22 protein-coding genes and 2 pseudogenes are annotated in these 26,284 nt (G+C 68.8%); 14 read left to right on the top strand and 10 right to left on the bottom strand.

Annotation, left to right across the window (positions count from 1 at the left end; genetic code table 11):
- Positions 1-27: 27 nt before the first annotated feature.
- Complete coding sequence (locus ABZT04_RS39130) at positions 28-861, bottom strand: anti-sigma factor (RefSeq protein WP_356063617.1); 834 nt, start codon at positions 859-861, stop codon at positions 28-30.
- Positions 858-1,400, bottom strand: a complete 543-nt coding sequence (locus ABZT04_RS39135; RefSeq protein WP_355906741.1) for a sigma-70 family RNA polymerase sigma factor — start codon at positions 1,398-1,400, stop codon at positions 858-860. Before ABZT04_RS39135 ends, ABZT04_RS39130 begins: the two co-directional genes overlap by 4 nt.
- A gap of 229 nt (positions 1,401-1,629) precedes the next feature.
- On the opposite strand from ABZT04_RS39135, the gene ABZT04_RS39140 reads away from it, so the two are divergent.
- The 4 genes from ABZT04_RS39140 (at position 1,630) to ABZT04_RS39155 (ending at position 8,611) form a co-directional block, all read left to right on the top strand.
- Complete coding sequence (locus ABZT04_RS39140) at positions 1,630-3,171, top strand: DUF4331 domain-containing protein (protein WP_356063619.1); 1,542 nt, start codon at positions 1,630-1,632, stop codon at positions 3,169-3,171.
- Between the two features lie 170 nt (positions 3,172-3,341).
- Positions 3,342-5,321: a tetratricopeptide repeat protein gene (locus ABZT04_RS39145; RefSeq protein ID WP_356063621.1), complete on the top strand. Its 1,980-nt coding sequence runs from the start codon at positions 3,342-3,344 to the stop codon at positions 5,319-5,321.
- Positions 5,318-6,958, top strand: coding sequence for a sulfite exporter TauE/SafE family protein (locus ABZT04_RS39150; RefSeq protein ID WP_356063623.1), 1,641 nt, complete (start codon positions 5,318-5,320; stop codon positions 6,956-6,958). Before ABZT04_RS39145 ends, ABZT04_RS39150 begins: the two co-directional genes overlap by 4 nt.
- A gap of 45 nt (positions 6,959-7,003) precedes the next feature.
- Entirely contained in the window at positions 7,004-8,611 is a 1,608-nt protein-coding gene (locus ABZT04_RS39155; protein WP_356063625.1) for a serine/threonine-protein kinase, read from the top strand.
- Positions 8,612-8,615: 4 nt separating this feature from the next.
- Here the strand turns inward: ABZT04_RS39155 and ABZT04_RS39160 are convergent, their stop codons facing one another.
- Positions 8,616-9,422, bottom strand: coding sequence for an SGNH/GDSL hydrolase family protein (locus ABZT04_RS39160; RefSeq protein WP_356063628.1), 807 nt, complete (start codon positions 9,420-9,422; stop codon positions 8,616-8,618).
- A gap of 272 nt (positions 9,423-9,694) precedes the next feature.
- Between ABZT04_RS39160 and ABZT04_RS39165 the strand changes: the two genes are divergently transcribed.
- The 5 genes from ABZT04_RS39165 (at position 9,695) to ABZT04_RS39185 (ending at position 16,834) form a co-directional block, all read left to right on the top strand.
- Positions 9,695-10,021: a hypothetical protein gene (locus ABZT04_RS39165; protein ID WP_356063630.1), complete on the top strand. Its 327-nt coding sequence runs from the start codon at positions 9,695-9,697 to the stop codon at positions 10,019-10,021.
- Between the two features lie 368 nt (positions 10,022-10,389).
- The gene (locus ABZT04_RS39170; protein WP_356063632.1) at positions 10,390-11,208 is read left to right on the top strand and encodes a glycosyltransferase family 2 protein; all 819 of its coding nucleotides are present in this window, start codon (positions 10,390-10,392) and stop codon (positions 11,206-11,208) included.
- Positions 11,205-12,206: a glycosyltransferase family 2 protein gene (locus ABZT04_RS39175; RefSeq protein WP_356063635.1), complete on the top strand. Its 1,002-nt coding sequence runs from the start codon at positions 11,205-11,207 to the stop codon at positions 12,204-12,206. Before ABZT04_RS39170 ends, ABZT04_RS39175 begins: the two co-directional genes overlap by 4 nt.
- Positions 12,199-12,999: a polysaccharide deacetylase family protein gene (locus ABZT04_RS39180; RefSeq protein WP_356063637.1), complete on the top strand. Its 801-nt coding sequence runs from the start codon at positions 12,199-12,201 to the stop codon at positions 12,997-12,999. The genes ABZT04_RS39175 and ABZT04_RS39180 overlap by 8 nt, the downstream gene beginning before the upstream one ends.
- Entirely contained in the window at positions 12,992-16,834 is a 3,843-nt protein-coding gene (locus tag ABZT04_RS39185) for a lipopolysaccharide biosynthesis protein (RefSeq protein WP_356063640.1), read from the top strand. The genes ABZT04_RS39180 and ABZT04_RS39185 overlap by 8 nt, the downstream gene beginning before the upstream one ends.
- A gap of 12 nt (positions 16,835-16,846) precedes the next feature.
- Here ABZT04_RS39185 and ABZT04_RS39190 read toward each other — a convergent pair whose 3' ends face one another.
- A complete protein-coding gene (locus ABZT04_RS39190) occupies positions 16,847-18,271 on the bottom strand; it encodes a xylan 1,4-beta-xylosidase (RefSeq protein ID WP_356063642.1) in 1,425 nt (474 codons plus the stop codon).
- Positions 18,272-18,459: 188 nt separating this feature from the next.
- Here ABZT04_RS39190 and ABZT04_RS39195 point away from each other — a divergent pair, with 188 nt between their 5' ends.
- Positions 18,460-19,554, top strand: a complete 1,095-nt coding sequence (locus tag ABZT04_RS39195; protein WP_356063645.1) for a DUF5925 domain-containing protein — start codon at positions 18,460-18,462, stop codon at positions 19,552-19,554.
- A 14-nt stretch (positions 19,555-19,568) separates the two neighbouring features.
- Here ABZT04_RS39195 and ABZT04_RS39200 read toward each other — a convergent pair.
- Both ABZT04_RS39200 and ABZT04_RS39205 read right to left on the bottom strand, forming a co-directional pair.
- Positions 19,569-19,694 (bottom strand): annotated as a pseudogene (locus tag ABZT04_RS39200) (GntR family transcriptional regulator); the annotation flags it as partial.
- Positions 19,695-19,749: 55 nt separating this feature from the next.
- The gene (locus tag ABZT04_RS39205; protein ID WP_356063647.1) at positions 19,750-20,121 is read right to left on the bottom strand and encodes a GntR family transcriptional regulator; all 372 of its coding nucleotides are present in this window, start codon (positions 20,119-20,121) and stop codon (positions 19,750-19,752) included.
- 71 nt (positions 20,122-20,192) lie between these two features.
- On the opposite strand from ABZT04_RS39205, the gene ABZT04_RS39210 reads away from it, so the two are divergent.
- Together ABZT04_RS39210 and ABZT04_RS39215 are read left to right on the top strand one after the other, a co-directional pair.
- Positions 20,193-21,122, top strand: coding sequence for a GNAT family N-acetyltransferase (locus tag ABZT04_RS39210; RefSeq protein WP_356063649.1), 930 nt, complete (start codon positions 20,193-20,195; stop codon positions 21,120-21,122).
- Positions 21,103-21,603: a DUF402 domain-containing protein gene (locus ABZT04_RS39215; RefSeq protein ID WP_356063651.1), complete on the top strand. Its 501-nt coding sequence runs from the start codon at positions 21,103-21,105 to the stop codon at positions 21,601-21,603. Before ABZT04_RS39210 ends, ABZT04_RS39215 begins: the two co-directional genes overlap by 20 nt.
- A gap of 176 nt (positions 21,604-21,779) precedes the next feature.
- On the opposite strand, the gene ABZT04_RS39220 is transcribed toward ABZT04_RS39215, so the two are convergent.
- Positions 21,780-22,379: a class I SAM-dependent methyltransferase gene (locus ABZT04_RS39220; protein WP_356063654.1), complete on the bottom strand. Its 600-nt coding sequence runs from the start codon at positions 22,377-22,379 to the stop codon at positions 21,780-21,782.
- Between the two features lie 135 nt (positions 22,380-22,514).
- Here ABZT04_RS39220 and ABZT04_RS39225 point away from each other — a divergent pair, with 135 nt between their 5' ends.
- On the top strand, positions 22,515-22,649 hold the full coding sequence (locus ABZT04_RS39225) for a hypothetical protein (RefSeq protein WP_355906190.1): 135 nt from the start codon (positions 22,515-22,517) through the stop codon (positions 22,647-22,649).
- 34 nt (positions 22,650-22,683) lie between these two features.
- On the opposite strand, the gene ABZT04_RS39230 is transcribed toward ABZT04_RS39225, so the two are convergent.
- From ABZT04_RS39230 to ABZT04_RS39240, 3 genes are all read right to left on the bottom strand, one after another.
- The gene (locus ABZT04_RS39230; RefSeq protein WP_356063656.1) at positions 22,684-23,130 is read right to left on the bottom strand and encodes a GNAT family N-acetyltransferase; all 447 of its coding nucleotides are present in this window, start codon (positions 23,128-23,130) and stop codon (positions 22,684-22,686) included.
- Between the two features lie 110 nt (positions 23,131-23,240).
- On the bottom strand, positions 23,241-25,667 hold the full coding sequence (locus ABZT04_RS39235) for a hypothetical protein (protein ID WP_356063658.1): 2,427 nt from the start codon (positions 25,665-25,667) through the stop codon (positions 23,241-23,243).
- A gap of 45 nt (positions 25,668-25,712) precedes the next feature.
- Complete coding sequence (locus ABZT04_RS39240; protein WP_356063660.1) at positions 25,713-25,985, bottom strand: YrhB domain-containing protein; 273 nt, start codon at positions 25,983-25,985, stop codon at positions 25,713-25,715.
- 59 nt (positions 25,986-26,044) lie between these two features.
- Between ABZT04_RS39240 and ABZT04_RS39245 the strand changes: the two are divergent.
- Positions 26,045-26,149 (top strand): annotated as a pseudogene (locus ABZT04_RS39245) (IS5/IS1182 family transposase); the annotation flags it as partial.
- Between the last annotated feature and the right edge of the window lie 135 nt (positions 26,150-26,284).

A 26,284-nucleotide genomic window follows, 5' to 3' on the forward strand; every position in this document is an offset into this window, starting at 1 on the left:
GTAAGGGTGTTGACGACCCCTCCTCGATCACTCTCCGAATCCGACCGATTTCAGGGCGAGTTGGACAACTGGCTGCGTTGTGGGCTGCGGTGAGCCTCCGCCGGGCTCGACGGTCACTGCGAGTGATGTTGCAGTTTTGTCGAGTCCGGTGGCGACCAAGGGCGTGTCGCCCTTGAAGAGCCCCAGGGAGCGCGGTTGCGCATCGGGGCGCATCAGCCACAGTTGACGCACGCGGTCGCTCGGCAGCGCGCCGTATCCGCTCAGGGTGACGACCGCGCGCCCCTCCGAGGCGGACGCGATCACGCCGATGCTCCGGCCCTGGGCGTCCGCGCCGGTCGTCGCGCGGGCGTCGGTGGCCGAGAGAACGTGGGCGATCTCACGTGACTGCGCCTGCGCGGCGTCCAGCTTGTCCTGGGTCCGGTTCGCCTGCACGGCGAACAGCGAGGCCACCACGAGCGCGGCGGCGGCCGTCGCGGTGGCGAACGGCACGAAGAACGGGCGTCGTTGGGGCACGCGGGCGCGAGACACCTGCGGCTGGGTGCCCCACACATGGGCCGGCAGCCGGGGCGTGTACTCCCGCCGCTCCCGCGCGTGCTCCCGCAGCGGCCCGGGCTCCTGCGGAGTGTTCCGTACGGCGGCCAGCACCCGGTCACGCATCATGAGCGGCGGCTGGGCGGCCGTGGACCAGGCCAGGCGGACCGCGTCCTCGGTCAGGGCGCGCACCTCCTCGGCGCAGCGGTCGCAGCCCTTGAGGTGCTTCTCGAACTGTCGGCGCTCGTCGGGTTCGAGGGCGTCCAGGGCGTAGGGGGCGGCGAGCGAATGGAGATCCCCCCGGCCGAACAGTCGGGCGAAGATGCTCATGCGACACCTCCCAGGCAGTCGCGCAGCCGGGTGAGTCCGTCACGCATGCGGGTCTTGACCGTGCCGAGCGGCAGCGAGAGCCGCTCGGCCACTTCACGGTACGTATAGCCGTCGTAATAGGCGAGAGTGACGGACTGCCGTTGCAGGGCGGTGAGGCGGTCCAGGCAGCGGCGCACCAACTGGCGTTCGAGGCCTGCCTCGACCTCCTCGGTCACCTGGTCGAAGGCCGGGTGGTGGGAGCGGCGGGCCTCACGCTGTTCGCGGTCGACGGCCGCGCGGGCGCTGCGCACCCGGTCGACGGCCCGGCGGTGCGCGAGGGTGAGGACCCAGGACAGGGCGCTGCCCCGGCCGGGGTCGAAGCGGGCGGCGGACCGCCACATCTCCAGGAGCACCTCCTGGGCGACCTCCTCGGACTGGGCCGGGTCGCGCACCACGCGGCGCACCAGCCCGAACACCGGCCCGGACACCAGTCCGTACAGCTCCTCGAAGGCCCGCTGATCCCCTGCCGCCACCAGCACCAGGAGTTCGTCCGCCTCCACCCGTCCCCCACTCTTCGACCGCACGCGGCCCATCCCCTCATCACATCCCGTCACACGAGGCATTCGCAGCGAACGCCCCTACGGATGGGTTACGGATCAGCGCGCCCAAAACGCGGGTCGGGGGACGGATCGCGGCCCACCAAAAAAAGTTTTCGCCTTCGACCAATCCGCCCCGGCACCTGCTCCGAATCCCCGGACGTCAGGCAAGTTGGCACTGAGGACGGACGGCATGACACCTATCTCCAGGAACGGTGCGGGACGCAGGAAGCTCGCGGCCCTCATATGTGGCGCGCTGACCGCCGGGGGGCTCGCAGCCGCCGGCGTCACCGTGCTGGAACCGGGAGTGGCCGCGGCCTCCTCCCACCGGGAAGCCCCCCTCATCTCGGGAACTCCGCAGTACGACAACACGGACCTGTACGCGTTCGTCAGCCCGGACAAGCCGGACACCACGACGATCGTGGCGAACTGGATCCCGTTCGAGGAGCCCGCCGGCGGCCCGAACTTCTACCAGTTCGCGGACGACGCCCAGTACGACCTGCACATCGACAACAACGGTGACGCGCTGGACGACTTCATCTTCCGCTACACCTTCAACACCCAGATCAAGAACAAGAAGACGTTCCTCTACAACACGGGCGCGGTCACCAGCCTCACCGACCCCGACCTCAACGTCACTCAGTCCTACGACATCGAGCTGATCAAGCTGAAGAAGGGCAAGCAGGTCTCCGAGACCAAGGTCGCCGACGACATCCCGGCGGCTCCGTCGGACGTCGGCAAGGCGTCGATGCCCGACTACGCCAAGCTGCGCTCGCAGGCGGTCTACAAGACGACGAACGGCGGCGCGACCTTCGCCGGCCAGGCCGACGACCCGTTCTTCGCCGACCTGCGCGTCTTCGACCTGCTGTACGGCGGCAACCTCAGCGAGGTCGGCAACGACACGCTCAAGGGCTACAACGTCAACACGATCGCCCTCCAGGTGCCCAACGACCTGATCCGGCAGTCGGCTTCGCGTCCGACCGTGGGCATCTACTCGACGACCCAGCGCAAGAACGCGCAGGGCTACTACACGCAGGTCTCGCGGCTGGGCAACCCGTTGGTCAACGAGGTCGTCAACCCGCAGAAGGACAAGGACAAGTTCAACGCGTCCCAGCCCAAGGACGACGCGCAGTTCCTGAAGAACGTGACCGAGCCGGAACTGCCGAAGCTGATCGAGTCGATCTACAAGATCAAGGCGCCGAGCGAGCCGCGCAACGACCTCGTCAGCGTGTTCCTCACGGGTGTCAAGGACCTCAACACCGAGCAGCCGTACGCGAAGCCGTCGGAGATGCTGCGCCTCAACACCTCGATCAAGCCGACCGCTCACCCCAAGCGGCTCGGTGTCCTGGACGGCGACAACGCGGGCTTCCCGAACGGGCGTCGGCTCACCGACGACGTGATCGACGAGGCGCTCCAGGTCATGGAGGGTGAACTCGTCGGTTCCAAGAATGACTTGGGCGACGCGGTCGACAAGAACGACAAGGGCTTCGAGAAGTACTTCCCGTACGTTGCCGAGCCCACCTCGGGTTCGCGCGGCCCGCTCGCCAAGGGCACGACCAGCGGCTCCGACGTCAAGAACCAGCTCGGCGACGCGCTCCAGCCGGCCGGTTCGTCCGCGGGCACCGACAACATGATGCTGATCGTCGCGTCGGCGGCCTCCGGTGTGGCCGGCGTCCTGCTGATCGGCGCGGGCGTCGCGTGGTGGCGCCGCCGCATGGCCCACCGCCCGTACTGACCCCCACGAACTGGCGCGGCCCGCACAGCTCCTTCCCCCACGGTGCGGGCCGCGCCACCCCTTGTTACACGCCCTTTGAGCAGTACGGCACTTGATCCACGTATCCCCAGGTATCCACCGGTCCGCAGACCCACAGAACCACTGATCCACCCAGGCGATGGAGGAACGGCATGGCCCCGCGCGAGAACGACAACAACCCGCCGGAGGACAGGCCCGGCGAGACGCCGGCGGCGGAGCGGGAGTGGGAGCGGTTGTGGGAGCAGGACGAGGACGCGGGTGGGGGCGACGTGAGGGCCGACGTCGGGGTGGAGAGCGGGGATACCGCCAGGGCTGAGGACGAGGGCGCCGGATCGGGGTGTGAGCGGGCCGCGGAAGCCGGCGCCGAGACGCAGAGCGCGCGCGGCCTCGAAACGGCCAACGAGCCGATGGACACGCCAAGTTCGGACCCCGTCACCGAATCCGCCGGCTCAGTCGGCCGGGACGTCCCGGAGCCGGTCGCCGAGGCGGAATCCGCGCCGACCGACAGCCCGCTTCCCGGCGAGGAGCCGCGGGCCCCGCGCTCCGAGCACTCCGCGACCGGAGCCCACGCCGAGGCCCCCGAGCCGACCGACACCGCCGCCGACGATGTGGCCCCCACCGCAACTCCCGCGCACGACAACGCCGATGAACCGGCCTCCTCCCACGACCACGGTAACGCCGACGGACCGGCCCACACACATCACCACCACGACGGGTCGACCCACGCCCACCATCACGACAGCCCCAACGACGCCCCCGCGCCGAACGACGAACGCGTCGCCGCCGTACGCCGGGTCGCCGCCGCAGGTCGTCGCTGGCGGGCGCTACAACTCGCGGGCTGTGCCGCCCTGTTGGCTGTGGCGTTGACCGGCGGGGCGATCGCGATCGGCGCCGCGAAGGACAGCGGTGCCACCACCGCGACCAACTCCAGTGCCGTATCACCGGAGTTGCTGGCCAGCGGGAGTCTGGACGCGAGTATCGCCTCGTTGCAGGCTCATCTGCGGGGGCAGCCCAAGGACTTCGACGGGTGGGCGACGCTCGGGCTGGCGTATGTGGAGCAGGCGCGGACGAAGGGTGATCCGTCGCGGTATCCGCAGGCACAGGCCGCCTTCGCGCGGTCGTTGAAGATCTCGCCGGACAACGAGAACGCCCTCGAGGGCCGCGCCGCGCTCGCCGCCGCCCGGCACGAGTTCAAGGAGGCCCTCACCTACGCGGACCAGGTCCTCAAGGAGAACCCCTACAGCGAGCGCGCCCTGTGCTCCCGTATCGACGCGCTGGTCGAACTCGGCCGCTACGACGAGGCGTCGAAGGCCGCCGACCTCGCCGACGCCCGCAAGCCCGGCGTCCCGGTCTTCACCCGGTACGCGTACGTCCACGAACTGCGCGGCGACGTGACCACGGCCCGCAGCGTCCTGGAGCGCGCGCTCGCCGCCGCCACCTCCCCGGGCGACATCTCCTACGTGGCCGCCACGCTCGGCCAACTCGCCTGGAACCAGGGTGACTACAAGACCGCCCTGAACGACTACGGCCGCGCCCTCGCCGCCGACGAGAACTACCTCCCCGCCCTGGAGGGCCGCGCCCGCGCCCAGGCCGCCCTGGGCGACCGCGCCGACGCCATCAAGGGCATGGAGCTGGTGGTCTCCCGCTATCCGCTGCCCCAACCCCTCGTGGAACTCGGTGAGTTGTACGAGAGCCGGGGCGCCGAGGGCGACAAGGCGAAGGCCGACGACCAGTACGCCCTCGTCGACGCGTGGATCGCCCTCGCCCGGGCCAACGGCGTCAACGCCGACCTCGACACCGCGCTCGCCGCCGCCGACCACGGAGACATCAAGTCCGCCCTGCGCGCCGCCCGCGCCGAGTGGGCCCGCCGCCACACCGTGCACACGGCGGACGCCCTCGCCTGGGCCCTGCACGTCAACGGCCTCGACAAGGAGGCCCTCGCCTACGCCCGCTTCGCCACGGCCACCGGCTACCACAACGCCTCGTTCATCTACCACCTCGGCGTGATCGAACTCGCCACGGGCCACAAGGCGGACGGCCGCGCCCACCTCACCAAGGCCCTGAAGCTGAACCCGGGCTTCTCGCCGCTGGGCGCGAGCAAGGCCCGTAAGGCGCTGGAGGCGACCAAGTGAGGCCCGCCCGCCGCCTGTTCGCCGCCGCCGCGACGGTCCTCACGGCCGCCGGCACGCTCCTCCTGGTCCCCACGGCCACCGCGAGCGCGCACCCCCTCGGCAACTTCACCGTCAACCGCTACGACGGTCTCGTCGTCGCCCCCGGCGCGCTGCGCGTGACCCACATCGAGGACCTCGCCGAGATCCCGGCGACCCAAGCCAAGCCGGACATCAAGCGGTTGGGCATGACGGAGTGGGCCCGGCAGCGGTGCGACAAGGCCGCCGAGGGCAGCAAGGTAACCGTCGACGGCCGTACGGTCGCCCTCATGCCCGGCAGCAGCACCGCACGGCTGCGGCCCGGGCAGGCGGGGCTCAACACCCTGCGGGTGGAGTGCGGTTCGACCGCACCGCTGCCCAAGGGCGGCACGGTCACCGTCGGATTCCACAGCGCGGGCCTGACCACCGGCCCGGGCTGGCGGGAGATCACCGCGCGCGCCGACCGGATGACGCTCACCACCTCGGACGTGGCGAAGAAGTCGGTGTCGCACGAACTCACCAGCTATCCCAAGGACTTGCTCTCCTCTCCCGCCGACACCACGACCGCGTCCCTGAAGGCCCGCCCCGGCGGCCCGGCCCTGACCGACGACGATCAGGCGCGGTCGGACTCCCCGGCCGCGTCCATCCTCCCGCGGGGCGCCGACCGCTGGACGGAGGCCCTGAACAACCTGGTCGCCCGGCACGACCTCAGCGTCGGCTTCGCGGCCCTCTCCCTGCTCATCGCCATCGCCCTGGGCGCGATGCACGCGCTCGCACCCGGCCACGGCAAGACCCTGATGGCGGCCACAGCAGCCGCGCGGGGCGGTCGCGCCCGCCTCAAGGACGTCCTCCCGCTCGCCGCGTCGGTCACCGTCACCCACACCCTCGGCGTGATCGCCCTGGGCCTCCTGGTCACGGCCGGCTCCGCCGCGACCCCCTCGGTGATCGCTTGGCTGGGCATCGCGAGCGGTGTCCTGGTCCTCTTCGCCGGCGGCAACCTCGTCCGCAGGGCCTGGAGCAACCGCCCACGGAAACCGGCCACTTCACACGGGTATGTGCACGAGCCCGTGAAGTCCCCCGAGCGCGCGCTGGTCCTGGCTTCCGCACACGCCGAGCCCCATGCGCACCCGCACCCGCACCCGCACCCCCACCCGCACAGTCACGATCACGGTCATGACCACCCCCACCCTCATGACCACGACCACAGCCACAGCCACGCTCACGACGACACCGTGGAACACACCCACGGCGGCTTCACCCACACCCACTCCACCGCCCCCACCCTGCGCGGCACGATCCTGCTCGGCTTCGCCGGTGGGCTCGTACCGAGCCCGTCCGCCGTGGTCGTCCTCGTGGGGGCCGCAGCGCTGGGCCAGGCCTGGTTCGGGCTGCTGCTCGTCGTCGCGTACGGCGTCGGGCTCGCGCTCACCCTCACCGCCGCCGGATTCGCCGTCGTCAAGCTGGGTACAGGAATGAACCGTGTGCTGGACCGGCGTCCCCGCTGGACCACCAGCCCCATGACTGTCCTGGTCCGCCGGACCGCGCCGCTGGCATCGGCGCTCGTCGTCGTGGCCCTCGGGGTCGCATTGGTGCTCAAGGGGGCGGCATCCGCACTCGGCTGAGTTACGTTTGTGGAGAATTGGCCCGGATGCGAATGGGGGGCACCCATGCCCGAAGAACCGGGCGCTGAACGTGTGATCGCGGGCCGCTACCGGCTCCTGTCCCCGCTCGGGGAGGGCGGGATGGGCACGGTGTGGCGGGCCCGCGACGAAGTGCTGCAACGCGAGGTCGCCGTCAAGGAGGTGCGCGCGCCGGCCGGGCTGGACTCCGGTGACGTGGAGCGGATGTACGCCCGGCTGGAGCGCGAGGCGTGGGCGGCGGCGCGGGTCGCCAACCGCAATGTGGTGACGGTGTACGACGTGGCGACGGAGGACGGCCGCCCCTGGATCGTCATGGAGCTGGTGCGGGGTGTGTCCCTGGCCGATCTCCTGGACGCCGAGGGCCCGTTGACCCCGCAGCGGACCGCGCACATCGGTGCCGAGGTACTCGCCGCGCTGCGGGCCGCGCACGACGCGGGGGTGCTGCACCGGGATGTGAAACCGGCCAACGTGCTGATGTCGAACGACGGCCGGGTCGTGCTGACCGACTTCGGTATCGCGATGGTGGAGGGCAGTTCGGCGCTCACCATGACCGGCGAGGTCATCGGTTCGCCCGAATTCCTCGCCCCGGAGCGGGCGTTGGGCCGTACGCCCGGGCCCGAGTCCGATCTGTGGGCGCTGGGCGTGCTGTTGTACGCGGCGGTCGAGGGCAGTTCGCCGTTCCGGCAGAACACCCCGCTGAGCACCTTGCGCGCGATCGTCGACGAGGAGCTGCCGACGCCGCACCGGGCGGGGCCGTTGACCCCGGTCATCGAGGGGCTGCTGCGCAAGGATCCGGCCGAACGGATGTCTGCCGAGCAGGCGGAGCAGGATCTACGGCTCGTCGCGGCGGGCGGCACTCCGTACGCGGCCACCGCGCCCACGACGCCGTACGCACCGACGATGGCGGGGTCCCCGCAGGACCCGTACTCCCAGGCGGAGTCGCGGACGCCGGTGCAGGGCTTCGGGCCGCCACAAGGCCCCTACTCGACGACCACGTCGGCCGCGGACGAGCCGCACCGCAACCGGCGCGCGGCCGTCGTGCTGATCGCGGGCCTGGTCGCGCTGGCCCTGGCGATCGGCGGGCTGACGTACGCACTGCTGAACCGGGACAACGGGAACGCGGACGCGAGCGGGACGACCGGCAGCCCCAAGAGCCAGACCTCGGGCGGGAGTTCGCCCAGTGCGAGTGCGACACCCAGCCATACGCCGAGCCCGAGCAGCAGCAAGTCGTCCTCGGCGCCCCAGTCGGTGCGGGCGACGGTGGCGGGTGCCAACACCGACTACTCCGGCACCTGTCCCCCGCCGAACGCGAAGGCGCCGACCTTCACGGCGAGCATCACGGTGGGGAAGCTGCCCGCGGAGGTGTCCTACCGGTGGGTGACGAAGACCGGCTCGGTCGCCAACCCCGGCTGGAAGACGCTGTCGTTCCCGGCGGGCGGCGGGAAGACCAAGCAGGACCGGGTGTTCCTGACGACGTACACGGACAGCGGGACGTTCAAGAACGAGATCAGTGTCGAGGTCCGCAGCCCGGTGGAGACGACGTCCAACTCGGTGCCGTTCTCGGTGACCTGCCTGGCGGAGACCCCGTCGGACGGGGCCTCCGCCTCGGACTCGGCATCACCTTCCGGTCAGTGAGACCTCAGACCGCGCCGGTCAGCACCGGCAGATAGCCGCCGGACTGGCCGGATGCGGTGGGGTGGTACGACTCGCCGATGCTGAGCAGGTTGAGGCTGTGCAGCCAGGAGCTGCCGGAGCAGATCTCGTGGCCGGTGAACGGGGTGCGTACGTCGCCGAAGGTGAAGCCGTGGTCGGCGGCGCGCTTGGCGATGGCGGTGTCGAGGTAGTCGGCCGCTCCGTTGATGGCGGTGCGCTTGGTCGCGGAGAGGCCGAGGCAGGTGGTGCCGAGTCGGTAGAAGCGCGGGTAGCCGAGCACGACCACGTGCGCGGCGGGGGCCTTGGCGCTGATCGTCGAGTAGACGTTGTCGAGGAGGCCGGGGAGCGTCGAGTCGACGTACGCCTTCGCGGTGGCGATCCGGGAGAGGCACGCGCTGTCGGACTGCAGGACGCAGGTCGTCATGACGTCGGTGAAGCCGGCGTCGTTGCCGCCGATGCTGATCGAGACGAGGGCGGTCGAGGCGCTGAGGGTGCCGAGCTGGTTGGCGAGAACATCACCCGTACGAGCGCCCGAGCAGGCCTTGAAGTCGAACGTCGAGGGTGAGTGGGCGGCTGCCCAGAGGTAGGGGTAGGCCTTGGTGCTGCGGTCGCAGGACCCGCTGGAGCTGATGTAACTGCCCGAGCCGACTCCGGAGGAGTAGGAGTCGCCGAGGGCCACATAGCCGCCGGTGGCGGCGAGTTGGGACGCCTGCGCCGCCGTCGCCCCGGTAAGGGCGAGGCCGGCGGCGAGGAGGAGCGAGGTCACGTATGCCGTAAATCGGGAACGTCTCATGGAACCTCCCTTAGCAGGATCTCTGCCACAACCGTCGTACCAACTACGCGCATTGACGGGAAGTGTTCATGCCAAGGGAGTATCGGAGCGTCCGCGTGGGCGTCTTGACGTGCCGCGCGGGGCTGCGTCACATTGAAGTCCGGCATCCGGCGCGTCGGGGGGCAAAGTCGCCAATGCAGACCTTAGGCATCAAGAGAACATCCACCGCCGACTCCGGGCGGGCGCGGTCAGGACCAGGGAGGGACCTGTCGGCGTTGCTCGCCGGTGCGGCCGTGGCCGTGGGAGCGGTCGGCGCGGTGCTCGCGCTCGCCGACTCCGGCTCGCCGTTGCGCGGTCCGTTCGCGCTGTTCTTTCTCCTCGCCGCGCCGGCCGCGGCGATCGCCGCGGTATTGCGCGGACTTGATCTCTTCGCCCGGGTCCTCACCTCGGTGGCGGGCGCGGTGGTCGTCGACATGCTGGTGGCCCAGGGAATGCTGGGCGTGCACCGCTGGTCGGTCGACGGCGGAATCATCGTGGTGGCGGCGATCAGTTGTCTGATTCCGATACCGGTATCCGTGCGGCATATGCGCGGCCGTACCACGACGGACAAAGGAGTGTAACGGTCAAACCAACAAAAACGTGAGGCCTCGTTCCAGGCCTTGCCATACAGGTTCAATCGTCAATACCGTCGTACATCTCACCCGCACTGGTCCATCATCGAGCGGCTCTAGGGGAGGGCTCAAGGACCGCGATGGCCCGGCGCGGGGCGCGGTAGGGGGGTGCCGTGCTCGGTGACCGCACTGGTGACCGAGTCGTGCCGCGCGGCCGGCTTTCACGCTTTCCGGGGGTCGACCAGCTTTGCCAGCTCACCACGCGTGCACGGAGATCCATTTCTCCGTGTCGCCTGTGAGAACCCCCCTTTCGAACCGGAGCTAAGAGCCGGGCCGCCCAGGGGCGGGCGGTCCGCCGGACGAGAGGGACCAGACTCGTGAGTTCTGTTCTGCGCCCAGCGACATCGGGCCAAGATCCGTTAATGTCGGCCAAATACCGGCCGATCTCCTCTCACCTGGCCATTACACCGCCGGTGAGCATCGTGATTCCCGCCATGAATGAGGCGGAGAATCTTCCCTACGTCTTCAAGACCCTTCCGGCGTGGATTCACGAAGTGGTTCTTGTGGACGGCAATTCCAGCGACGACACCGTCGCGGTGGCCCGTGAGCTGTGGCCCGGGGTCAAGGTCGTCGAACAGCAGGGCAAGGGCAAGGGGGACGCCCTGATCACCGGGTTCGAGGCCTGCAGCGGCGACATCATCGTGATGGTCGACGCGGACGGCTCGGCCGACGGGCAGGAGATCGTCAGTTATGTCTCCGCCCTCGTCTCGGGCGCGGACTTCGCCAAGGGTTCCCGCTTCGCCAACGGCGGCGGCACGGACGACATGACGTTCATCCGCAAGCTCGGCAACTGGGCGCTGTGCACGATCGTCAACCGCAAGTTCGGCGCGCGCTACACCGATCTCTGCTATGGATACAACGCGTTCTGGCGGCACTGCCTCGACAAGATCGACCTCGACTGCACCGGTTTCGAGATCGAGACCCTCATCAACATCAGGGTGGTCAAGGCAGGGTTGAAGGTGCAGGAGATCCCCAGTCACGAGTACCTCCGTATCCACGGCACGAGCAATCTGCGCGCCGTGCGGGACGGTCTGCGAGTGCTCAAGGTGATCCTCAAGGAGCGTTCCAACCGGCGTGCGCTGCGCCGTCGTTCGCACTCCACGAAGCTCGACTCGGTGCGGGGAGAGGTGTCTTGAGCAGTCCCGACATCTCTGTCGTGATCTGCGTCTACACCGAGGACCGCTGGGAGGACATCCTCGCGGCGGTCTCCTCGGTGCGGGCGCAGTCGCGGCCCGCTCTGGAGACGTTGCTGGTCGTCGACCACAACCCGGCTCTCCTGGACCGACTCACCAGGGAGTACAAGGACTTCGAGGAGACGGGCGAGGTCCGGGTGCTGGCGAACGCGGGCCCGCGCGGTCTTTCCGCGGGCCGCAACACCGGCATCGCCGTCTCGCGCGGCGAGGTCGTCGCCTTCCTCGACGACGACGCCGTGGCCGAGCGGGAATGGCTGCGGCACTTCGCCGAGGCGTACACCGATCCGAAGGTGATGGCCGTCGGCGGCCGTACGATGCCGATCTGGGCGTCGGGCCGCCGGCCCGCCTGGTTCCCCGAGGAGTTCGACTGGGTGGTGGGCTGCACCTACCGCGGCCTGCCCCCGGGCCGGGTCCGGGTGCGCAACGTCCTCGGCGGCAACGCCTCGTTCCGCCGTACGGCGTTCGACGCGGCGGGCGGTTTCGCCACCGGCATCGGGCGTGACGGCGACAAGCGCCCGCTGGGCTGCGAGGAGACGGAGTTGTGCATCCGGCTCACCCGGGCCAGACCGGACGCGGTGCTGCTGATCGACGACCGGGCGGTGATCCACCACCGGGTGCCCGAGGCACGCGAGCACTTCGGGTACTTCCGCACGCGCACCTACGCCGAGGGGCTGTCCAAGGCCCTGGTGGCCCGAAGCGTCGGCGCCGACAAGGGACTTGAGTCGGAACGCCGCTACACGACCCGAGTCCTGCCGGCCGGGGTGGCACGCGGGCTGCGGGACGCCGTACTCGCCCGACCGGGAGGAGTCGGCCGGGCGGGGGCGATCGTCGCGGGGGTGTTCACGGCGGCGGGGGGGTATGTCGTCGGGAGCGTCAGGGCACGGCGGGGCGGTGCCACTTTCGAGGTGGTCGGGATCGAGCGGGGGGACTCACATGAGTGACACACCCGTGCCGATCCTCATGTACCACTCCATCGCCGCCGCCCCGAACGACGCCACCCGCGAGCTGTCCGTCGCGCCGGAGGCGTTCGCCGAGCAGCTCGCGCTTCTCGGTGATCTGGGCTTCACTCCGGTCAACACAGCTGATCTGGCGGCGAGTTGGCGCTCGGGCAAGCCGCTGCCCGAGCGGCCGGTGCTGATCACCTTCGACGACGGCTACGAGGGGGTGCACCGGCATGCGCTGCCCGCGCTGGCCCAACACGGGTTCGCGTCCACCCTGTTCGTGTCCACCGGCTGGATCCGGGGCGCCCACGACACCGGGGGCGGCCTGGACACCATGCTCGACTGGGACCAGGTGCGCGAACTCGCGGGCGCGGGCGTCGAGATCGGCGGCCACAGCCACACCCACCCGCAGCTCGACCAGCTCGACGACGACACCCTGCGCACGGAGCTGGTCCGCTGCAAGGAGATCGTCGCCGACGAACTCGGCGCCGTACCCGTGTCGTTCGCCTACCCGTACGGCTACTCCAGCCGCCGGGTGCGCCACGCGGTGCGGGAGACCGGGTTCGCGCAGGCGCTCGCCGTCGGCAACGACCTCGCCCGCCGCCGGCAGGGGCCGTACGCCCTGCGGCGGGTGACCGTGCGCCGCACCACGGGCGTCGAGGAGTTCGAGCGGCTCGTCGAGGGCCGTGCGATCGCCCGCAACTTCGCCAGGGACCGGGTCCTCACCCAGGGGTACGCCATGGTCCGCAGAGCCCGACAGGTCCGCCGGAAGGCCAGCCGTTCCCGTGTCTGACACGACCACCACCACCCAGGCCGCAACGCCCGAGACCGAGGCGCCCCAGCGGGCGGGGCGCCGCCTGCGCCTGCCGGGGAGGGGCACGTCCCCCGGCGGCAGCCCACTGTTCCGCAACGCCTACGCCCTGATGCTGAACACCGGGATCTCCGCGGTGCTGGGCCTCGGCTACTGGCTGATCGCGGCCCACTACTACTCGGCCTCCGCCGTCGGGCAGGGCTCGGCGGCGATCGCCGCGATGAAGCTCCTGGCCGGACTGACCGCGGTGACCCTGACGGGCGCCCTGGCCCGCTTCATCCCGGTCGCGGGACGCGCCACCGGCCGTCTCATCTTCCGTACGTACGCGGGCAGTTCGCTGGTCGTCGCGCTCGGGGCCGGGATCTTCCTGCTGACCCTGAACGCGTGGGGACCCTCGTACCGCTTCCTGCACGGACCGGTCCACGCACTCGGCTTCGTCGCCGCGGTCGTGGCCTGGAACCTGCTCACGCTCCAGGACGGGGTGCTGACCGGGCTGCGCAGCGCGCCCTGGGTTCCGGTGGGCAACACCGTGTTCTCGGCGGTCAAGTTGGCACTGCTCGTCGGGCTCGCGGCGGTGTTCGCCACCAGCGGTGTCTTCGTGTCGTGGGTCGCCGCGATCGCGTTCTCCGTGGTGCCGCTCGGCTGGCTGGTGTTCCGGCGGCTGGTGCCCCGGCACATCAAGGCGACCGAGGACCACGCGCGGCCGCCGACGCTGAGGGAGATCGGGCGGTTCCTCGCCGGGGACTACACCGGCTCGCTGTTCTCGCTGGCCGTGGTCTACCTGGTGCCGGTGATCATCGCCTCGCAGGTCAGCTCCGAGGACAACGCGTACTTCTACATCACCACGACGATCGGCGGCACGGTCAATCTGCTCGCCATCAACATGGGCGCCTCGCTGACCGTCGAGGGCTCGCACGACCCGGCGCGCATCGCCGCCAACACCCGGGCCGCGCTCAGGCGGATGGCCCGGATCATGCTGCCGATCTGCGGGCTGCTGTTCATCGGCGCCCCGTACATCCTGGGCGTGTTCGGAGCGGGGTACGCGGACGCGGCGACCCCGCTGCTGCGCTGGTTCGCGGTGGGCGCCCTGCTGCGGGTCGTCATGGAGACCTACTTCGCGGTGCTGCGCGCGCAGAGCCGGACCGGTGGACTCGCCTGGCTGCAGGGCCTGTTGTGCGTCCTGGTGCTCGGTCTGACGCTGCTGCTTCTCCCCCGGATGGGCCTGACCGGCGCGGGCGTCGCCGAGATCTCCAGCCTCGCGGTGATCGTGACGATCGCCGCGCCCAAGCTCTTCCGGACGCTCCGGGCCGCGACGCCCGCGGAAGCACCCGAGGACACGGCGCCGGACGGCGACCTCGCCGACCTGGGGGCGCGCGAGGTGCCGGCCGCGTCCCGCCGTCGTGGTCCGGCCTGGGCGCTGGACTCCGACACCCTCGCGCTCGGCATCCATGTGGACTTCGACCACCTGGAACGCCGTCCCGATGTGCGGCCCGGCCCGGGCACCCCGCCCACCGGCACGCCCATCGTGTCCGGCGAGCAGCGGCCGACCTGGGCGCTCGGCATCAAGCGGTCCGGGATCGTCGGGCTGCCGGTCGAGGAACGCGAGCCCGGTTCGGAGTCCTCGCTCAGCCCGTCGGCGGAGCCCGAGGTGGACGCGCCATTCGAGCCCGCCGAGGGCTCCGACCGGGTGGTCGTACCGGAGGCGTCGCTCGTGCGGGAGCAGGCCCGGAAGGACGCGGCGGAGCAGGCGCGGGAAGCCGAAGTGCCGCCGCCCGCCCGCCCGTTGTCGCTGCGTGAGCGCCTCGTGCCCACCCGGCCCGGCGTCGTGCTGGGCTGTCTGCTGGTCGCCGCGCTGCTCCTGTACTGGGTGCCCGCGCTGCGGCTCGGCGAGTCCGACCTCGACGACATGGGCGGGCTCGGCCTGATCTCGGTGCTGCCGCTGCCCACGCTGGTCGGCGCCGCGCTGCTGATCACGGTGTTCGCCGCGCTGCTGTGGCTGGGCCGCGAGCACAAGGCGCTGCTGCTGATCACCCTGCTCGCGACCGTGGTCTCGCTGCACGCGCTGCCCGCTGTGATCGAGCCCGAACCACGCTTCCCGACGGCCTGGCAGCACCTCGGGTTCATCGACTACATCGACCGCACCGGGTCGGCCGTACCCGACCTGGACGCGCGTTGGAGCTGGCCGGGCTTCTTCGCGGCGGCGGCGTTCATCGGCAAGGCGTGCGGGATCACCGACTGGACCGAGGTGATCCGCTGGTGGCCCACCGCGATCCAACTCGCCTATCTGGCGCCGATGTTCCTGCTGGTGCGCTCGCTGCGGGCGAGCTGGCGGGCGAAGTGGACCGGTATCTGGATCTTCGTGCTCAGCGGCTGGGTCGGCCAGGACTACTTCTCCCCGCAGGGCTTCACCTTCCTGCTCTATCTGGCCTTCGTGGCGATCCTGCTGGTCTGGTTCCGGGCGCCGGGCGTCCTGTGGTCGAGGACGCGACCGGGCGAGACGGAGGTGGAGCCGACCGACCGGCGTCAACAGGCCGTCCTGCTCCTGGTGTTGATCGGTCTGTTCGCGGCGAGTGTCCCGGCCCACCAGCTCACCCCGTTCGTGATGCTGGGCGTGCTCGCGGTCCTCGTCCTGATCGGCCGCTCCGAACTGCGCGGCCTGCCCATCCTGTTCGCGGTGCTGGTCGCGGTCTGGCTCGGTTTCATGGCCGAGCCGTACTGGTCCGGGCACTTCAACGACCTCTTCGGCGGGGTCGGCGGCGTCGGCAGCAATGTGTCGACGTCCGTCTCCGGCCGTATCGCGGGCGGCAGTTCGACCCACAAGCTGGTCCTCTACACCCGCGTCCTGCTGGCCGGCGGCATCATGGCCTTCGCCTGCTGGGGCTGGTGGCGCCGCCGCGACCACAAGTACCGCGAACGCTCGCTGCTCGTCCTCACCTTCGTCCCGTTCCTGGGCTTCGGCATGCAGTCCTACGGCGGCGAGATGGCGCTGCGCGTCTTCATGTTCGCGGTGCCGGGCGCGGCCCTGCTCGCGGGTCTCGCCCTCTTCCCGCGCACCGGCGTCACCGCCAAGGAACGCGAGAAGGATCGGGTGAGCCTCGCCCCGCTGGCCGCACTGCTCGCCGGCCTGCTGCTCATGGGCGGCTTCCTGGTGGCCCGTTGGGGCAACGAGGGCTTCGAGCGGGTGCGGCCCGGCGAGGTCGCGGCCATGAACTACGTGTACGCCCACGACAAGCCGACCGTACGGCTGCTGTGGCTGACCGACGACACGGTCAACGACGTGACGCCGGCGATGCCGTGGGGCGCGAAGGACATGGAGCGGGTCAACTACGTTCCCACGCTGGCCCCTTCGGACCCGGTACTGGTGTCCGGTCTGGTCAAGGCGCTCAAGGACGCGGGCCCGAACTCGTATCTGATGATCAACGAGAGCCAGGTCGTGGCGCTCCAGATGGACGCGGGCTTCTCACCGACCTGGCAGGCGCGGCTCGTCCAGAACCTCGACAACCGGCAGGAGTTGAGGAAGGTCCTCGTCAACGACGACGTGACCATGTACGCGCTGCGCACCCAGCCGGCCGGTGCGGTCCCGAAGCCCGATCCCGGGCCGATCGGACCGCAGATCACCTGGACGCCGTGGTCGGTGGTCGGCGCGCTCGCCGCCGTCGCGCTGATCCTGATGCTGACGGCCCGCGAGGTGGTCCGGGTCGCGGTGCGGCCGGGCGTGCGTCAATTGCGGTGGCTGCAGAGCAGTTTCTGGTTCTCGCTGCCCCTGCTGGCGGTGCTGCTGGCCTCGCTGGTGCAGCGGTTCCTGACCATGAAATAAGCGCTACGGGGGTCAAGTGGCCTGGCGAGTCAGCCACTTGACCTCGTAGGCCGCCATGTCGAACTGCTTGCCGTCGACCTTCGCGCTGATCTGCCGGTTCAGGGTGTTCACGACCAGGATCGTCTTGTCGGTGGCGAGGACGCGTACGTTGGGCACGTCGTCGGCGGCGACGGACACCGTCGCGTACGCGGTGCCGGGTCCGAAGGCCGTGTCGAAGCGGGAGACCAGGTCGTACATGGGCAGTTGCCTCCCGCCGTCGGAGCTGTCGGTCGGGGTCCACAGGCAGCCCGCGCAGGTGGTGCCCTTCTCGTCCTCCGGGTTCCAGTAGAAGCCGGAGGTGGCGCCCCCCTTGGCCATGGCGATCATGCCGGCCGCCTGGACGGCGACGCGATGGGTCTCGGACCAGCCCTTGCGGTCGTCGTTGCCGTCGGCGGGTTCGACGTAGTACTCGGCCCACCACAGCGGCAGATCGTGCGTCTGTTGCCGTACCCACTCGCTCACGGCGGTGAGCTTCTCGGTGGCCCCGAACTCGTCGGGCAGCAACTCGTCGTCGTTGGTGTAGCTGGAGCCGTCGACGACCACGAAGTCGGCGCCGACCTTGTGCTGGTTCCAGTAGTCGAAGGCGTCGACGATCCTCTGGTCCATCGCGCCCCAACTGCCCTTGAGGGTGCTGGAGGCGTTCGCGTCGCGCGGGTCGACGCTGTCCATCACCAGATACGGACCGCCGACCATGATCTTCGGGTTGACCTTCTTCAGCGCCTTGTAGACGAGGTTGTAGAGCTGGGTGTAACCCTCGTAGTCCCAACGTTGTTTCGCGTTGTTCCAGAAGCCCTTGAACTCGTTCCACACGATGAAGTGGGTGACGTCCGGGTACCGCTTGGCGACGGTCGCGGCGAGCGCGGCGAAGTCCGCGTAGTGGTCCGGCTTCGGGGCCGTCTCCAGCGACGCCTGGCTCCAATTGGTGTTGTCTACGCCGGCCTTGCCGCCCTTCATCCAGTCCGGGGAGCAGCACAGTGTGATGACCGGGGTGCCGCCCGACTTGCGGACGAAGTCGATACGGCGGTCCAGGGCGCCGAAGTCGTAACGCCCCTTCACCGGCTCGGGGTTGTCGGCGCCCCAGCCCATGATGGCCTGGTCCTGGGGCAGTTGGGACTTCGCGAGGAGCCCCTCGACTCGCTCGGTCGCGGTGTCGCTGCCCTCGTCGGCGCTGTACTGGGTGTGGGTGAAGCCCCAGCCGACCTCCGGCCGGTCCTCGTCGGGCGGGGTCGCCGGTGTGCCGTGCACCTTGTCGCCGTCGCGCGAGGTGCCCGCGGTGCTTCCGCCGCCGGGAAGCGTGTTGATCAGGGTCACGATCAGAGCCAGTGCGGCCACACCCACGCCGAGCAGCGCGGTGAGTCGCCACCGTCGTGCCCCCGAATTCCACTCATGACGTCCCATCAAGGGCAACAGTAACGTCGGTGCCGGGCGGTGGGGCAGGCTTCCACATGCACAGGCTTGTAACAGGACCGAGGGGATACACGGCGGACACGGAAGGGACACATCGGATGGACCGGGCGGAGCCGACACTCGGGGGCGCACTGCGGAAAGCGGGTGCACACGGCGTCCTCGTGCCGGATCATGGCCCCATGTCCGCTAACCCACACGACGCACTGCCGATCCGGCTCAACGTCGACGACTCCGACTCCCCGTCCGACGTCGTCGACGCGCTGTTCCTCGGCCGCTTCGCGACGGGCGAGCAGCCGTACTCGCACGCGGCGAACATCGACCGCGTACGGGCCGGGGCGACCCTGCTCCCGCCGGGCGCCCGCGTGCTGCGCGCCGCCCGCGACGACGACCGCAGCGCGACCCTCGCCGAGGGCGACGGCTGGACTCTGCTGATCTCCCGCTGGAACCGCGGCGCCGACGTCACGGTCACCGCGACCACCGAGGAACTCGCCGAGAAGGTCCTCGACCAGGCCACGGACGGCGCGGCGGACGAGCCCGAACCCCAGCCGGAGAACGTGACGATGGGGTTCTGGTACGTCTCCCCCAGGCGCGGGCCGCACCGGACGACCCGGCAGATCTCGGCGGGCACGTGGGACGAGGTGCGTCCCAACTACACGCGTCCGGTGGCCGATGCGATGGACCGCCTGATGAAGACGACGCCGGAGGACATCGCGGGCCGGTTGCTGTTGCTGCACGGCCCGCCGGGCACCGGCAAGACCTCGGCGCTGCGCACGCTGGCCCGTTCCTGGCGGGACTGGTGCCAGGTGGACTGTGTGCTGGACCCGGAGCGGCTGTTCAGCGATGTCGGCTATCTGATGGACATCGCGATCGGCGAGGACGACTCGACGGGCAAGGGCCGTTGGCGGCTGCTCCTCCTCGAGGACTGCGACGAACTGATCCGCGGCGAGGCCAAGCACACGGCCGGCCAGGCCCTGTCCCGGCTGCTGAACCTCACGGACGGCCTGCTCGGCCAGGGCCGCAACGTCCTGGTCGGCGTCACCACCAACGAGGACCTGGAGCGCCTCCACCCCGCCGTGGTCCGCCCCGGCCGCTGCCTGGCCCGCATCGAGGTCGGCGCGCTCACCCGCAAGGAGGCGGTGAACTGGCTCGGCACGGACGAGGGCGTCGGCCGCGAGGGCGCGACCCTGGCGGAGCTGTACGCGCTGCGCCGGGGCACTCAGCCGACGTCGGTGCCGGACCAGCGGGAAGGGGCGGACGCGGGGTTGTATCTGTAGCAACTCCCCTTGCTCTAGGGGCTGTCGTAGACCGCCCGCAGCGCGTCCCGTGCGGCGGCCAGCGCGTCGGACTCCGACAGCCCCAGCCGCCGCACCCGCTCCGCGTACGCCTGCGCGGCGGCCGCCGCCTCCCGCGGCGCCGGACCAGCGGGAAGGGGCGAACGCGGGGTCGTACCTGTAACGACTCCCGCTGCTCTAGGGGGTCTCGTAGACCGCCCGCAACGCGTCCCGGGCGGCGGCCAGCGCGTCGGACTCCGACAGCCCCAGCCGCCGCACCCGCTCCGCATACGCCTGCGCGGCGGCCGCCGCCTCCCGCTCGGCCGCCGAACCGGCCGCCGCGACGAGCGTGCCGTTGCGGCCCCGCGTCTCGATCACCCCGTCCGTCTCCAGGGCCCGGTACGCCTTGGCGACGGTGTTGGCGGCGAGGCCGAGCGACTCGGCGAGCCCGCGCACCGTGGGCAGCCGGTAGCCGACCGGCAGCGCACCGGACCGGGCCTGCGCCGAGATCTGGGCGCGGATCTGCTCGTAGGGCGCGGCACTGTCATCGATGTGGATCTTCAGGGTCACGGCCCGATTGTCCCGCACCCGCCGGAAAATGAGAGGCACTCCGGCGCGGCCCCGCCGTAGCGTGCGACTCCATGACCGTGATCGCGCGCGACCTGCGCCCCGATGTCCGGGCCGACCTGGAGGGCTTCGTCCGGGTCCGCCGACTGGCCCTCCCCTACATGCTGTTCACACCGGAGTCCGTCGCCTTCGACATCGCCCACGCACATCCGGAGGCCGAGCTGCGGCGACTGGTCGCGGAGGAGGACGGCGAGATCATCGGCACCGCCCAGGTGGGCATCGCCTACGAGAGCCCGGAGCCCGGCCAGGGCTTCGTCAACGTGTACGTGCACCCGGAGCGGACGCACCGGGGCGCGGGCTCGCTCCTGGTCCGCACCGCCGAGGAGCACCTGGCCGCCCGGGGCGCGACCAAGTTCTACGCCTGGGTCCTGGACGAGCCGGGCAACCGTGCCTTCGCCGAAGGGTTCGGCTATACGGCAAGCCGCTCCGCGCACTTCCTCCGGCTGGACCTGGCGCACGGCACGCTGCCCCCGCTCCAGGACCCGCCACCGGGCGTCGAGATCCGCCCGGGCTCGGACTTCGCCTCCGACCCGCGCCCCCTCTTCGAGCTGGACGCGGAGGCGACGCTGGACGAACCCAGCGACATCGACACCGAGTTCACCGACTACGAGGCCTGGCTGGACGAGACCTGGCGAAACCCTCTCTTCAGCCCCGAGTTGACGTCCGTCGCCGTCGTGGACGGACGCCCGGCGGCCTTCAGCGCGGCCCGCACGGACGACGGCACCCGCTACGGCACGGTGATGACCGGCACCGCCCGCGCCCACCGGGGCCGGGGCCTGGCCAAGCTCGCCAAGAACGACTCCCTGCACCGCGCCCGCGCCGCCGGATACACGGAGGCCTTCACGGGCAACGACACCGGCAACGGTCCGATGCTCGCGATCAACAAGTGGTTCGGTTACGAGACCTGCGCTACGGAGGTTCGATATGTCCGTGAACTCATCTGATCCCGCACGCCAGTTGGACGTCGTCCTCGTCAAGGCGGGCCGGACGAAGATCCGTTACACGGCGGATTTGCTCTCCGACGACGGCACCCGCCTCGCCGTCCGCGCCCCGTGGGCCGGTGAGGGCGTCCGCGACTTCGGCTTCGTACGCTTCGAGCGCGGCGACGTGTTCACCGAGTACTACTGGCGGGACCGCTGGTACTCGGTGAAGGAAGTCCGTTCCGGTACAGGCGAGTTGAAGGGCTGGTACTGCGACATCACCCGCCCCGCCACCCTCTCCGGCACCGAACTCGTCGTCGAGGACCTCGACCTGGACCTGTGGCGCTCGGCGGACGGCCTGGACGTACGCCGCCTGGACGAGGACGAGTTCGAGGAGAGCGGCCTGCCGACGTCGGACCCAGCGGCCGCGGCTGCCGCCGTGGCGGCACTCGACGAGTTGGAGGGGCTGGCGCGTGAGGGCGGGTTCGAGGAGCTGCTGGCGTGAGGGCGGGCGGAGCGGCCCGGGGTCGTGTCCGCGAAGTGCCGTCGTTCGCCCGCAGGGGGCGGGCCTCGCGTCCGCCCCGGAAGCGGCTGCTGCCGCGGTCGGTGCGCGCTCTCGGCGTTGAGGCAGCGGGAAGCGTGCCGGGCGTCGCGAGGCAGGCGGGACTTCGCGGGCGCGGTCTACGGCACCGCCACCACCGCGTACCGCTCGTCGGTCACGGGCTTGCCCCACAACAGTGGGTCGTCCGAGAGCCGCTCCACTCGCACGTGGCCGGCGAGGGGTGTCAGGAGTTCGGCGAGGCGGTCGGCGGGTATGCCGACCGGGCTGACCTCCCCCCAGCGGCCTTCGATCAGCACGAGCCGGCCGCCGGGGCGCAGCAGCCCGCGCCAGTGGCGCAGGACGCGGGCGGGGTCGGGCAGGGTCCACAGCACATGGCGGACGAGGACGACGTCGTAGCGCTGCTCCCCCACCGGAGGTGCCGCCGCGTCACCGACGAGGAACGCCGCGTCACGGCCGGCCAGCTTCGCGCGGGCGAGGTGCACCATCGCCGGGGAGAGATCGACGCCGGTGACATGGTGTCCCTGCTCGGCCGCGAGGAGCGACAGGCTGCCGGTGCCGCAGCCGAGGTCGAGGACATCGGCCGCACCGGCGGGCAGCCAGCCGCGCAGCCGGTCTGCCCAGGCCCGGCGGATCTCCGGGTCACGCAGGCCGTGATCAGGCTCTTCGTCGAAGGCGGCGGCCTCCGCGTCCCAGTCCACGTTCGCTTCGGATTCACTCATCCGCCCAGCGTGACACCCGCCACTGACAGTCCCATCGTGACAGCCGCCACAGACAGACCAGCGTCGATGAGTCACCCTCCCCGGAACGGTCTACCTCGTGAGAACACGAACCCGGGTGGACACAAGGAGGCAGCCATGCGCCGCGTAACCGTGCAGAAGCCCCTGAAGAAGTCGGACGCCCGCCGTGTGCGCGAGGAGTCCGACGAGCGCCCCACCGAGCGCCCCGAGGTCCGTAAGGACATCGCCCGCACCTGGTGGCCGGACGGCTGAGCCCGACCTGGCCCGACCAGCCGCGTCAGCCGCTTCAGCCCAGCCGCTTCCGGTAATGGACGCGGTCGTAGGGCCCGTCCGTGCGCCGCTCGACGACCTCGTAGCCGAACCTCGGATAGATCTCCTGGTTCTCCCACATCAACGCGTTCGTGTAGAGCCTGACCTCGGCCAGCCCCAGCGCACGCGCGCGTGCGTCCACGAACTCCAGCAGCCGCCGTCCCACCCCCGTGCCGTGCGCGTCGGGGCGGACGGCGATGCTGTCGAGGAAGAGATGGTCCGCGCGCTCCTCGACCACCACCAGCCCGACCACGGGGTCACCCGTGACGAACACCCGCCCGGCGACGACATTCGCCATATGGTCTGCCTCCATGGGCTGCGGCACCACACCGATGCGCGCGATGTAGTGGTGGTACGCCATGTCGGTCACGGCCTTCACGGCCGGCACATCGCCGACGACGGCCGCGCGAACATCGGTACTCATGTGCGCCCCCACCCCCTCTCTGAGCCCTCGATTAGCCCAGGGCGGCGACGCAACCGGCGCAGGTCAGGTTCCAGTCGCTGTCCTTTCGGGTGAAATGCGGCGACGTGATTTCACCGAGAAGGTTCATCCGAAACACCCTCGACATCGATAGGGTCAGCCAGAGAGTTAAAGAGCACATCCATGCTAGAACGCTGAATTACTACTTCGCGGCGTACATTGTCCGATGCATCCACGATAGGAAACAAGGGCTCGTCAGGGACATACGGTTCTTCCGTATCCTCCCATGACTTAAGAGCCTTTCTCGCTTCCGGGAATGTGCAACCAAATAGATCTTCGAGCACTCCTACGGTGACGTCAAACTCGAAAGGAATATCTTCGATGCGAGCAGTGAGCTCAACATCAAGAGACTCGATATCCAAGCAGGACTCGGCGTACTCTGTGAACCCTAGTTCTGAAAAAATCTCAGGGTGGCTAATCACCGCATCATAGATGTCATCAACGAGCTGGACTTCGGTCACCCTGCTAGCAACTTGCCCCTCCCACTCACCCCATACTTGCACCATGGCAAGCCGAAGGCCATGAACAATGTCGCCATATGGACGAGGGAAGACCCTGTGCCTTGTTAGATCAACAATGACACGCAACATCCGAGAAAGGGCATCCAAAATGTCAGCGTAGGATTCGACCTCGACTCTATCAAGCAGCGAAAATAGATTGGGCATGCTAGCTTCAAACCAGAATTCAAGTTCATGCGCGTCCATATCGGGAGCCGCGTACCTATCGATTTGATAGATAAGAACTCGCGCGAGCGTCTCAAATGCTTCCACGAAGAGATTCTCAGGAAGAGGGTCACGGAAGTCGCCACGCACTTCATCGAGCTTATGTGTCCACAGTTGCCGAAGCGCCTTCACTAGCGATACCGCGCACCCATCGAGCGATTCCCGAAGGGAAACCTCATCGAGAGTGAAGAGCGTTGGCTGCTCTACAACCTCTGGAGGCCTGCCACGCTCACACATAATTGATAGATCTTCGATAGTTGCAGAATTCCTAATCACATCCAGGCACGCTAGGGGCTCACGAGACAAGTGGTTGACTAGAAAGTCTCGCTGGCTAGGGTCGGTAACGTTTAGCAGTTCAACCTTCGCCACGAATGAGCGGTCTATCCATGAGCCTACCAAGCGGCCGATCGCATTTTTTAGTTCGGTAACTGGGTGGGTCTTTAGACGCCTGACGATCTGATCGCGATCGACGCCCCGAGAATCAGATACTGCCAGGACGGATAGTAGGAACTGTTCGAAGGTGGACAAGGCAATGAAAGACCGCTGCCAGATCTGGTGAGGATCATTCAAGGCTTCCTTGAGCGCATCAACAACTTGCCGCCCTGAAGTGAACCCGCGCCTCGCGGTGACGAGTTCAACGATCCGGGGTGAGTAGTTGGCATGAAGAGATACGCTGTCCCACCAGTTTCCTGCGGCCAACTCCGCCCTGATCTTCTGGTCATCGATCGCAGCATTTATGTGGTTGAAGAGAATTCGAGCTCTTACTTCAGAGGGAAGACGCTCAACCCGTACAACCGATTCGGAGATATTTTCAAAAATAAGATTCGCGGAGTCGCTGGTGCGCAACAAGTCGTGCAAAACGAGCGACCTGGTCGTGATGACGGCGACCTTTTCACGAGACTTCTCCGAACGAGAATCTGTGCACTTCTCAACGATAGACGCCAGAAATTCGGCGAAGTCTCTATCGTAGTGGCTTGCCCTATGGTCATGGAGCTGTGTCTGACCCCAAGCGTCGTCGAAAAAGAAGATTGTGGGTACGTCGTCCTCAAGCCACTCCCACCAGCTATCGACGGTGCGTGGGTCGACGATTACGCGGTAGCCGCGATGCCACCATTGAAGGAGTAGGTACTCTGCTGTCGCCGTTTTCCCTGCCCCTGGGGATCCGCTGATCACTGCTATCCCGGTGGATTCCAGTGCTTCCTCGGCCCTATCACAGGCGTCATGGTGAACAAACCTAAGATAGTTGCGCTGAATCCTGCGTACCCGGGATTCTCCTCGCAGGAAGACGCCACCGCGCAACATCTCATGTATCGCCATTGAGGACCTAAGCCACAGCTTGAAATGGCGGCGTTCCAAATCGCTATGCCGAGAAAGAATCGAGTTCAACCATCCTCGGCCGTGAACCTCAACCTCTTCCGCGACCCCGGCAAGCGTGGTTAGCAATCTATCTTCAAGTAAAGGCGAGAGCTCAGCGGTAGTGATGAAAGAATAGTGTCGTATAGGCGACCCCAAGGAGAGAAGCTTTTCCTTCTCCTTTTTTGCGTAAGCTATAAGGCGCCCAATCTTGGCGTCTGGAGTATGTTTGCACTGTGCGATTCGTACCCCACTTCTCGTGCGGGCCCGCAGGTCGATTCCGCCATCGCGACCAATGGCGTAGGTGGAATATGAAATATCTTCATTTCTGGATAAAAGGTCACGCGTCAACACTTCAAAGCCATAGGGTGATAGCTCTTTGAAGTCATAGTCGGGCGAGCTCATCTAAGCGATGTCCCGTAAGTGCGGTCGTGGACGGCCACAGCCGTGTCAGGTGGTTGGGTTCTTCCATAGGTGCCGCTCGTCGAGGGTCCCGAAGCGTATGTCTCCGCGATCAAGGTCGACGAGGATGGGCCAGCAGTCCAGCAGCTGTTGTCTCGGGTCACGCGAGGCGAAGTACTGCACGGAGTTGTAGGGCACGATCAGGAGTCCGTTGCTCTCGCGGACCCGCTCCGCGTCGATGGCAAGGGGCGGCTCGTCATCGCGCTGGCTGCGCGCCAGGAACGCCACCGCAAGTTGCAGAGCTTCTTCGCGCTCCATCATCCGTCTCCAGTCCTTTGGTTCAGCGAAGCGCACCCTAACCGTCCTGGGATGATCTCCGCGTGGCTGGTGTGATCACGGCGTCGGAGCCATCCTGGATAGCCCCGTTCTCCGGGCTGAGCCCACGTCAGTTCGACAAACTGATAACGGCGTTGCGGCGGCAGGGTGGCGGGGCGCACGTTCTGTGAGCGGGGCGTCGCACGCCGACCCGGGGCTGTGCGCCGACTGTCCGGGGCGCTTCGGAGGTGGGACTCTGGGACGGGAGAGGTATCCGCCGAGGGGACTCGGGAGGGCCCGATGGG

This window comes from Streptomyces sp. NPDC005492, from assembly GCF_040605995.1.
Classification (GTDB): Bacteria; Actinomycetota; Actinomycetes; order Streptomycetales; family Streptomycetaceae; genus Streptomyces.

Coding starts and splice junctions, on each gene's coding strand:
- ABZT04_RS39130 (WP_356063617.1), bottom strand. CDS start 861: ATGAGCATCTTCGCCCGACTGTTCGGCCGGGGGGATCTCCATTCGCTC.
- ABZT04_RS39140 (WP_356063619.1), top strand. CDS start 1,630: ATGACACCTATCTCCAGGAACGGTGCGGGACGCAGGAAGCTCGCGGCC.
- ABZT04_RS39145 (WP_356063621.1), top strand. CDS start 3,342: ATGGCCCCGCGCGAGAACGACAACAACCCGCCGGAGGACAGGCCCGGC.
- ABZT04_RS39155 (WP_356063625.1), top strand. CDS start 7,004: ATGCCCGAAGAACCGGGCGCTGAACGTGTGATCGCGGGCCGCTACCGG.
- ABZT04_RS39160 (WP_356063628.1), bottom strand. CDS start 9,422: ATGAGACGTTCCCGATTTACGGCATACGTGACCTCGCTCCTCCTCGCC.
- ABZT04_RS39180 (WP_356063637.1), top strand. CDS start 12,199: ATGAGTGACACACCCGTGCCGATCCTCATGTACCACTCCATCGCCGCC.
- ABZT04_RS39190 (WP_356063642.1), bottom strand. CDS start 18,271: ATGGGACGTCATGAGTGGAATTCGGGGGCACGACGGTGGCGACTCACC.
- ABZT04_RS39195 (WP_356063645.1), top strand. CDS start 18,460: ATGTCCGCTAACCCACACGACGCACTGCCGATCCGGCTCAACGTCGAC.
- ABZT04_RS39210 (WP_356063649.1), top strand. CDS start 20,193: ATGACCGTGATCGCGCGCGACCTGCGCCCCGATGTCCGGGCCGACCTG.
- ABZT04_RS39215 (WP_356063651.1), top strand. CDS start 21,103: ATGTCCGTGAACTCATCTGATCCCGCACGCCAGTTGGACGTCGTCCTC.
- ABZT04_RS39220 (WP_356063654.1), bottom strand. CDS start 22,379: ATGAGTGAATCCGAAGCGAACGTGGACTGGGACGCGGAGGCCGCCGCC.
- ABZT04_RS39225 (WP_355906190.1), top strand. CDS start 22,515: ATGCGCCGCGTAACCGTGCAGAAGCCCCTGAAGAAGTCGGACGCCCGC.
- ABZT04_RS39230 (WP_356063656.1), bottom strand. CDS start 23,130: ATGAGTACCGATGTTCGCGCGGCCGTCGTCGGCGATGTGCCGGCCGTG.
- ABZT04_RS39235 (WP_356063658.1), bottom strand. CDS start 25,667: ATGAGCTCGCCCGACTATGACTTCAAAGAGCTATCACCCTATGGCTTT.
- ABZT04_RS39240 (WP_356063660.1), bottom strand. CDS start 25,985: ATGATGGAGCGCGAAGAAGCTCTGCAACTTGCGGTGGCGTTCCTGGCG.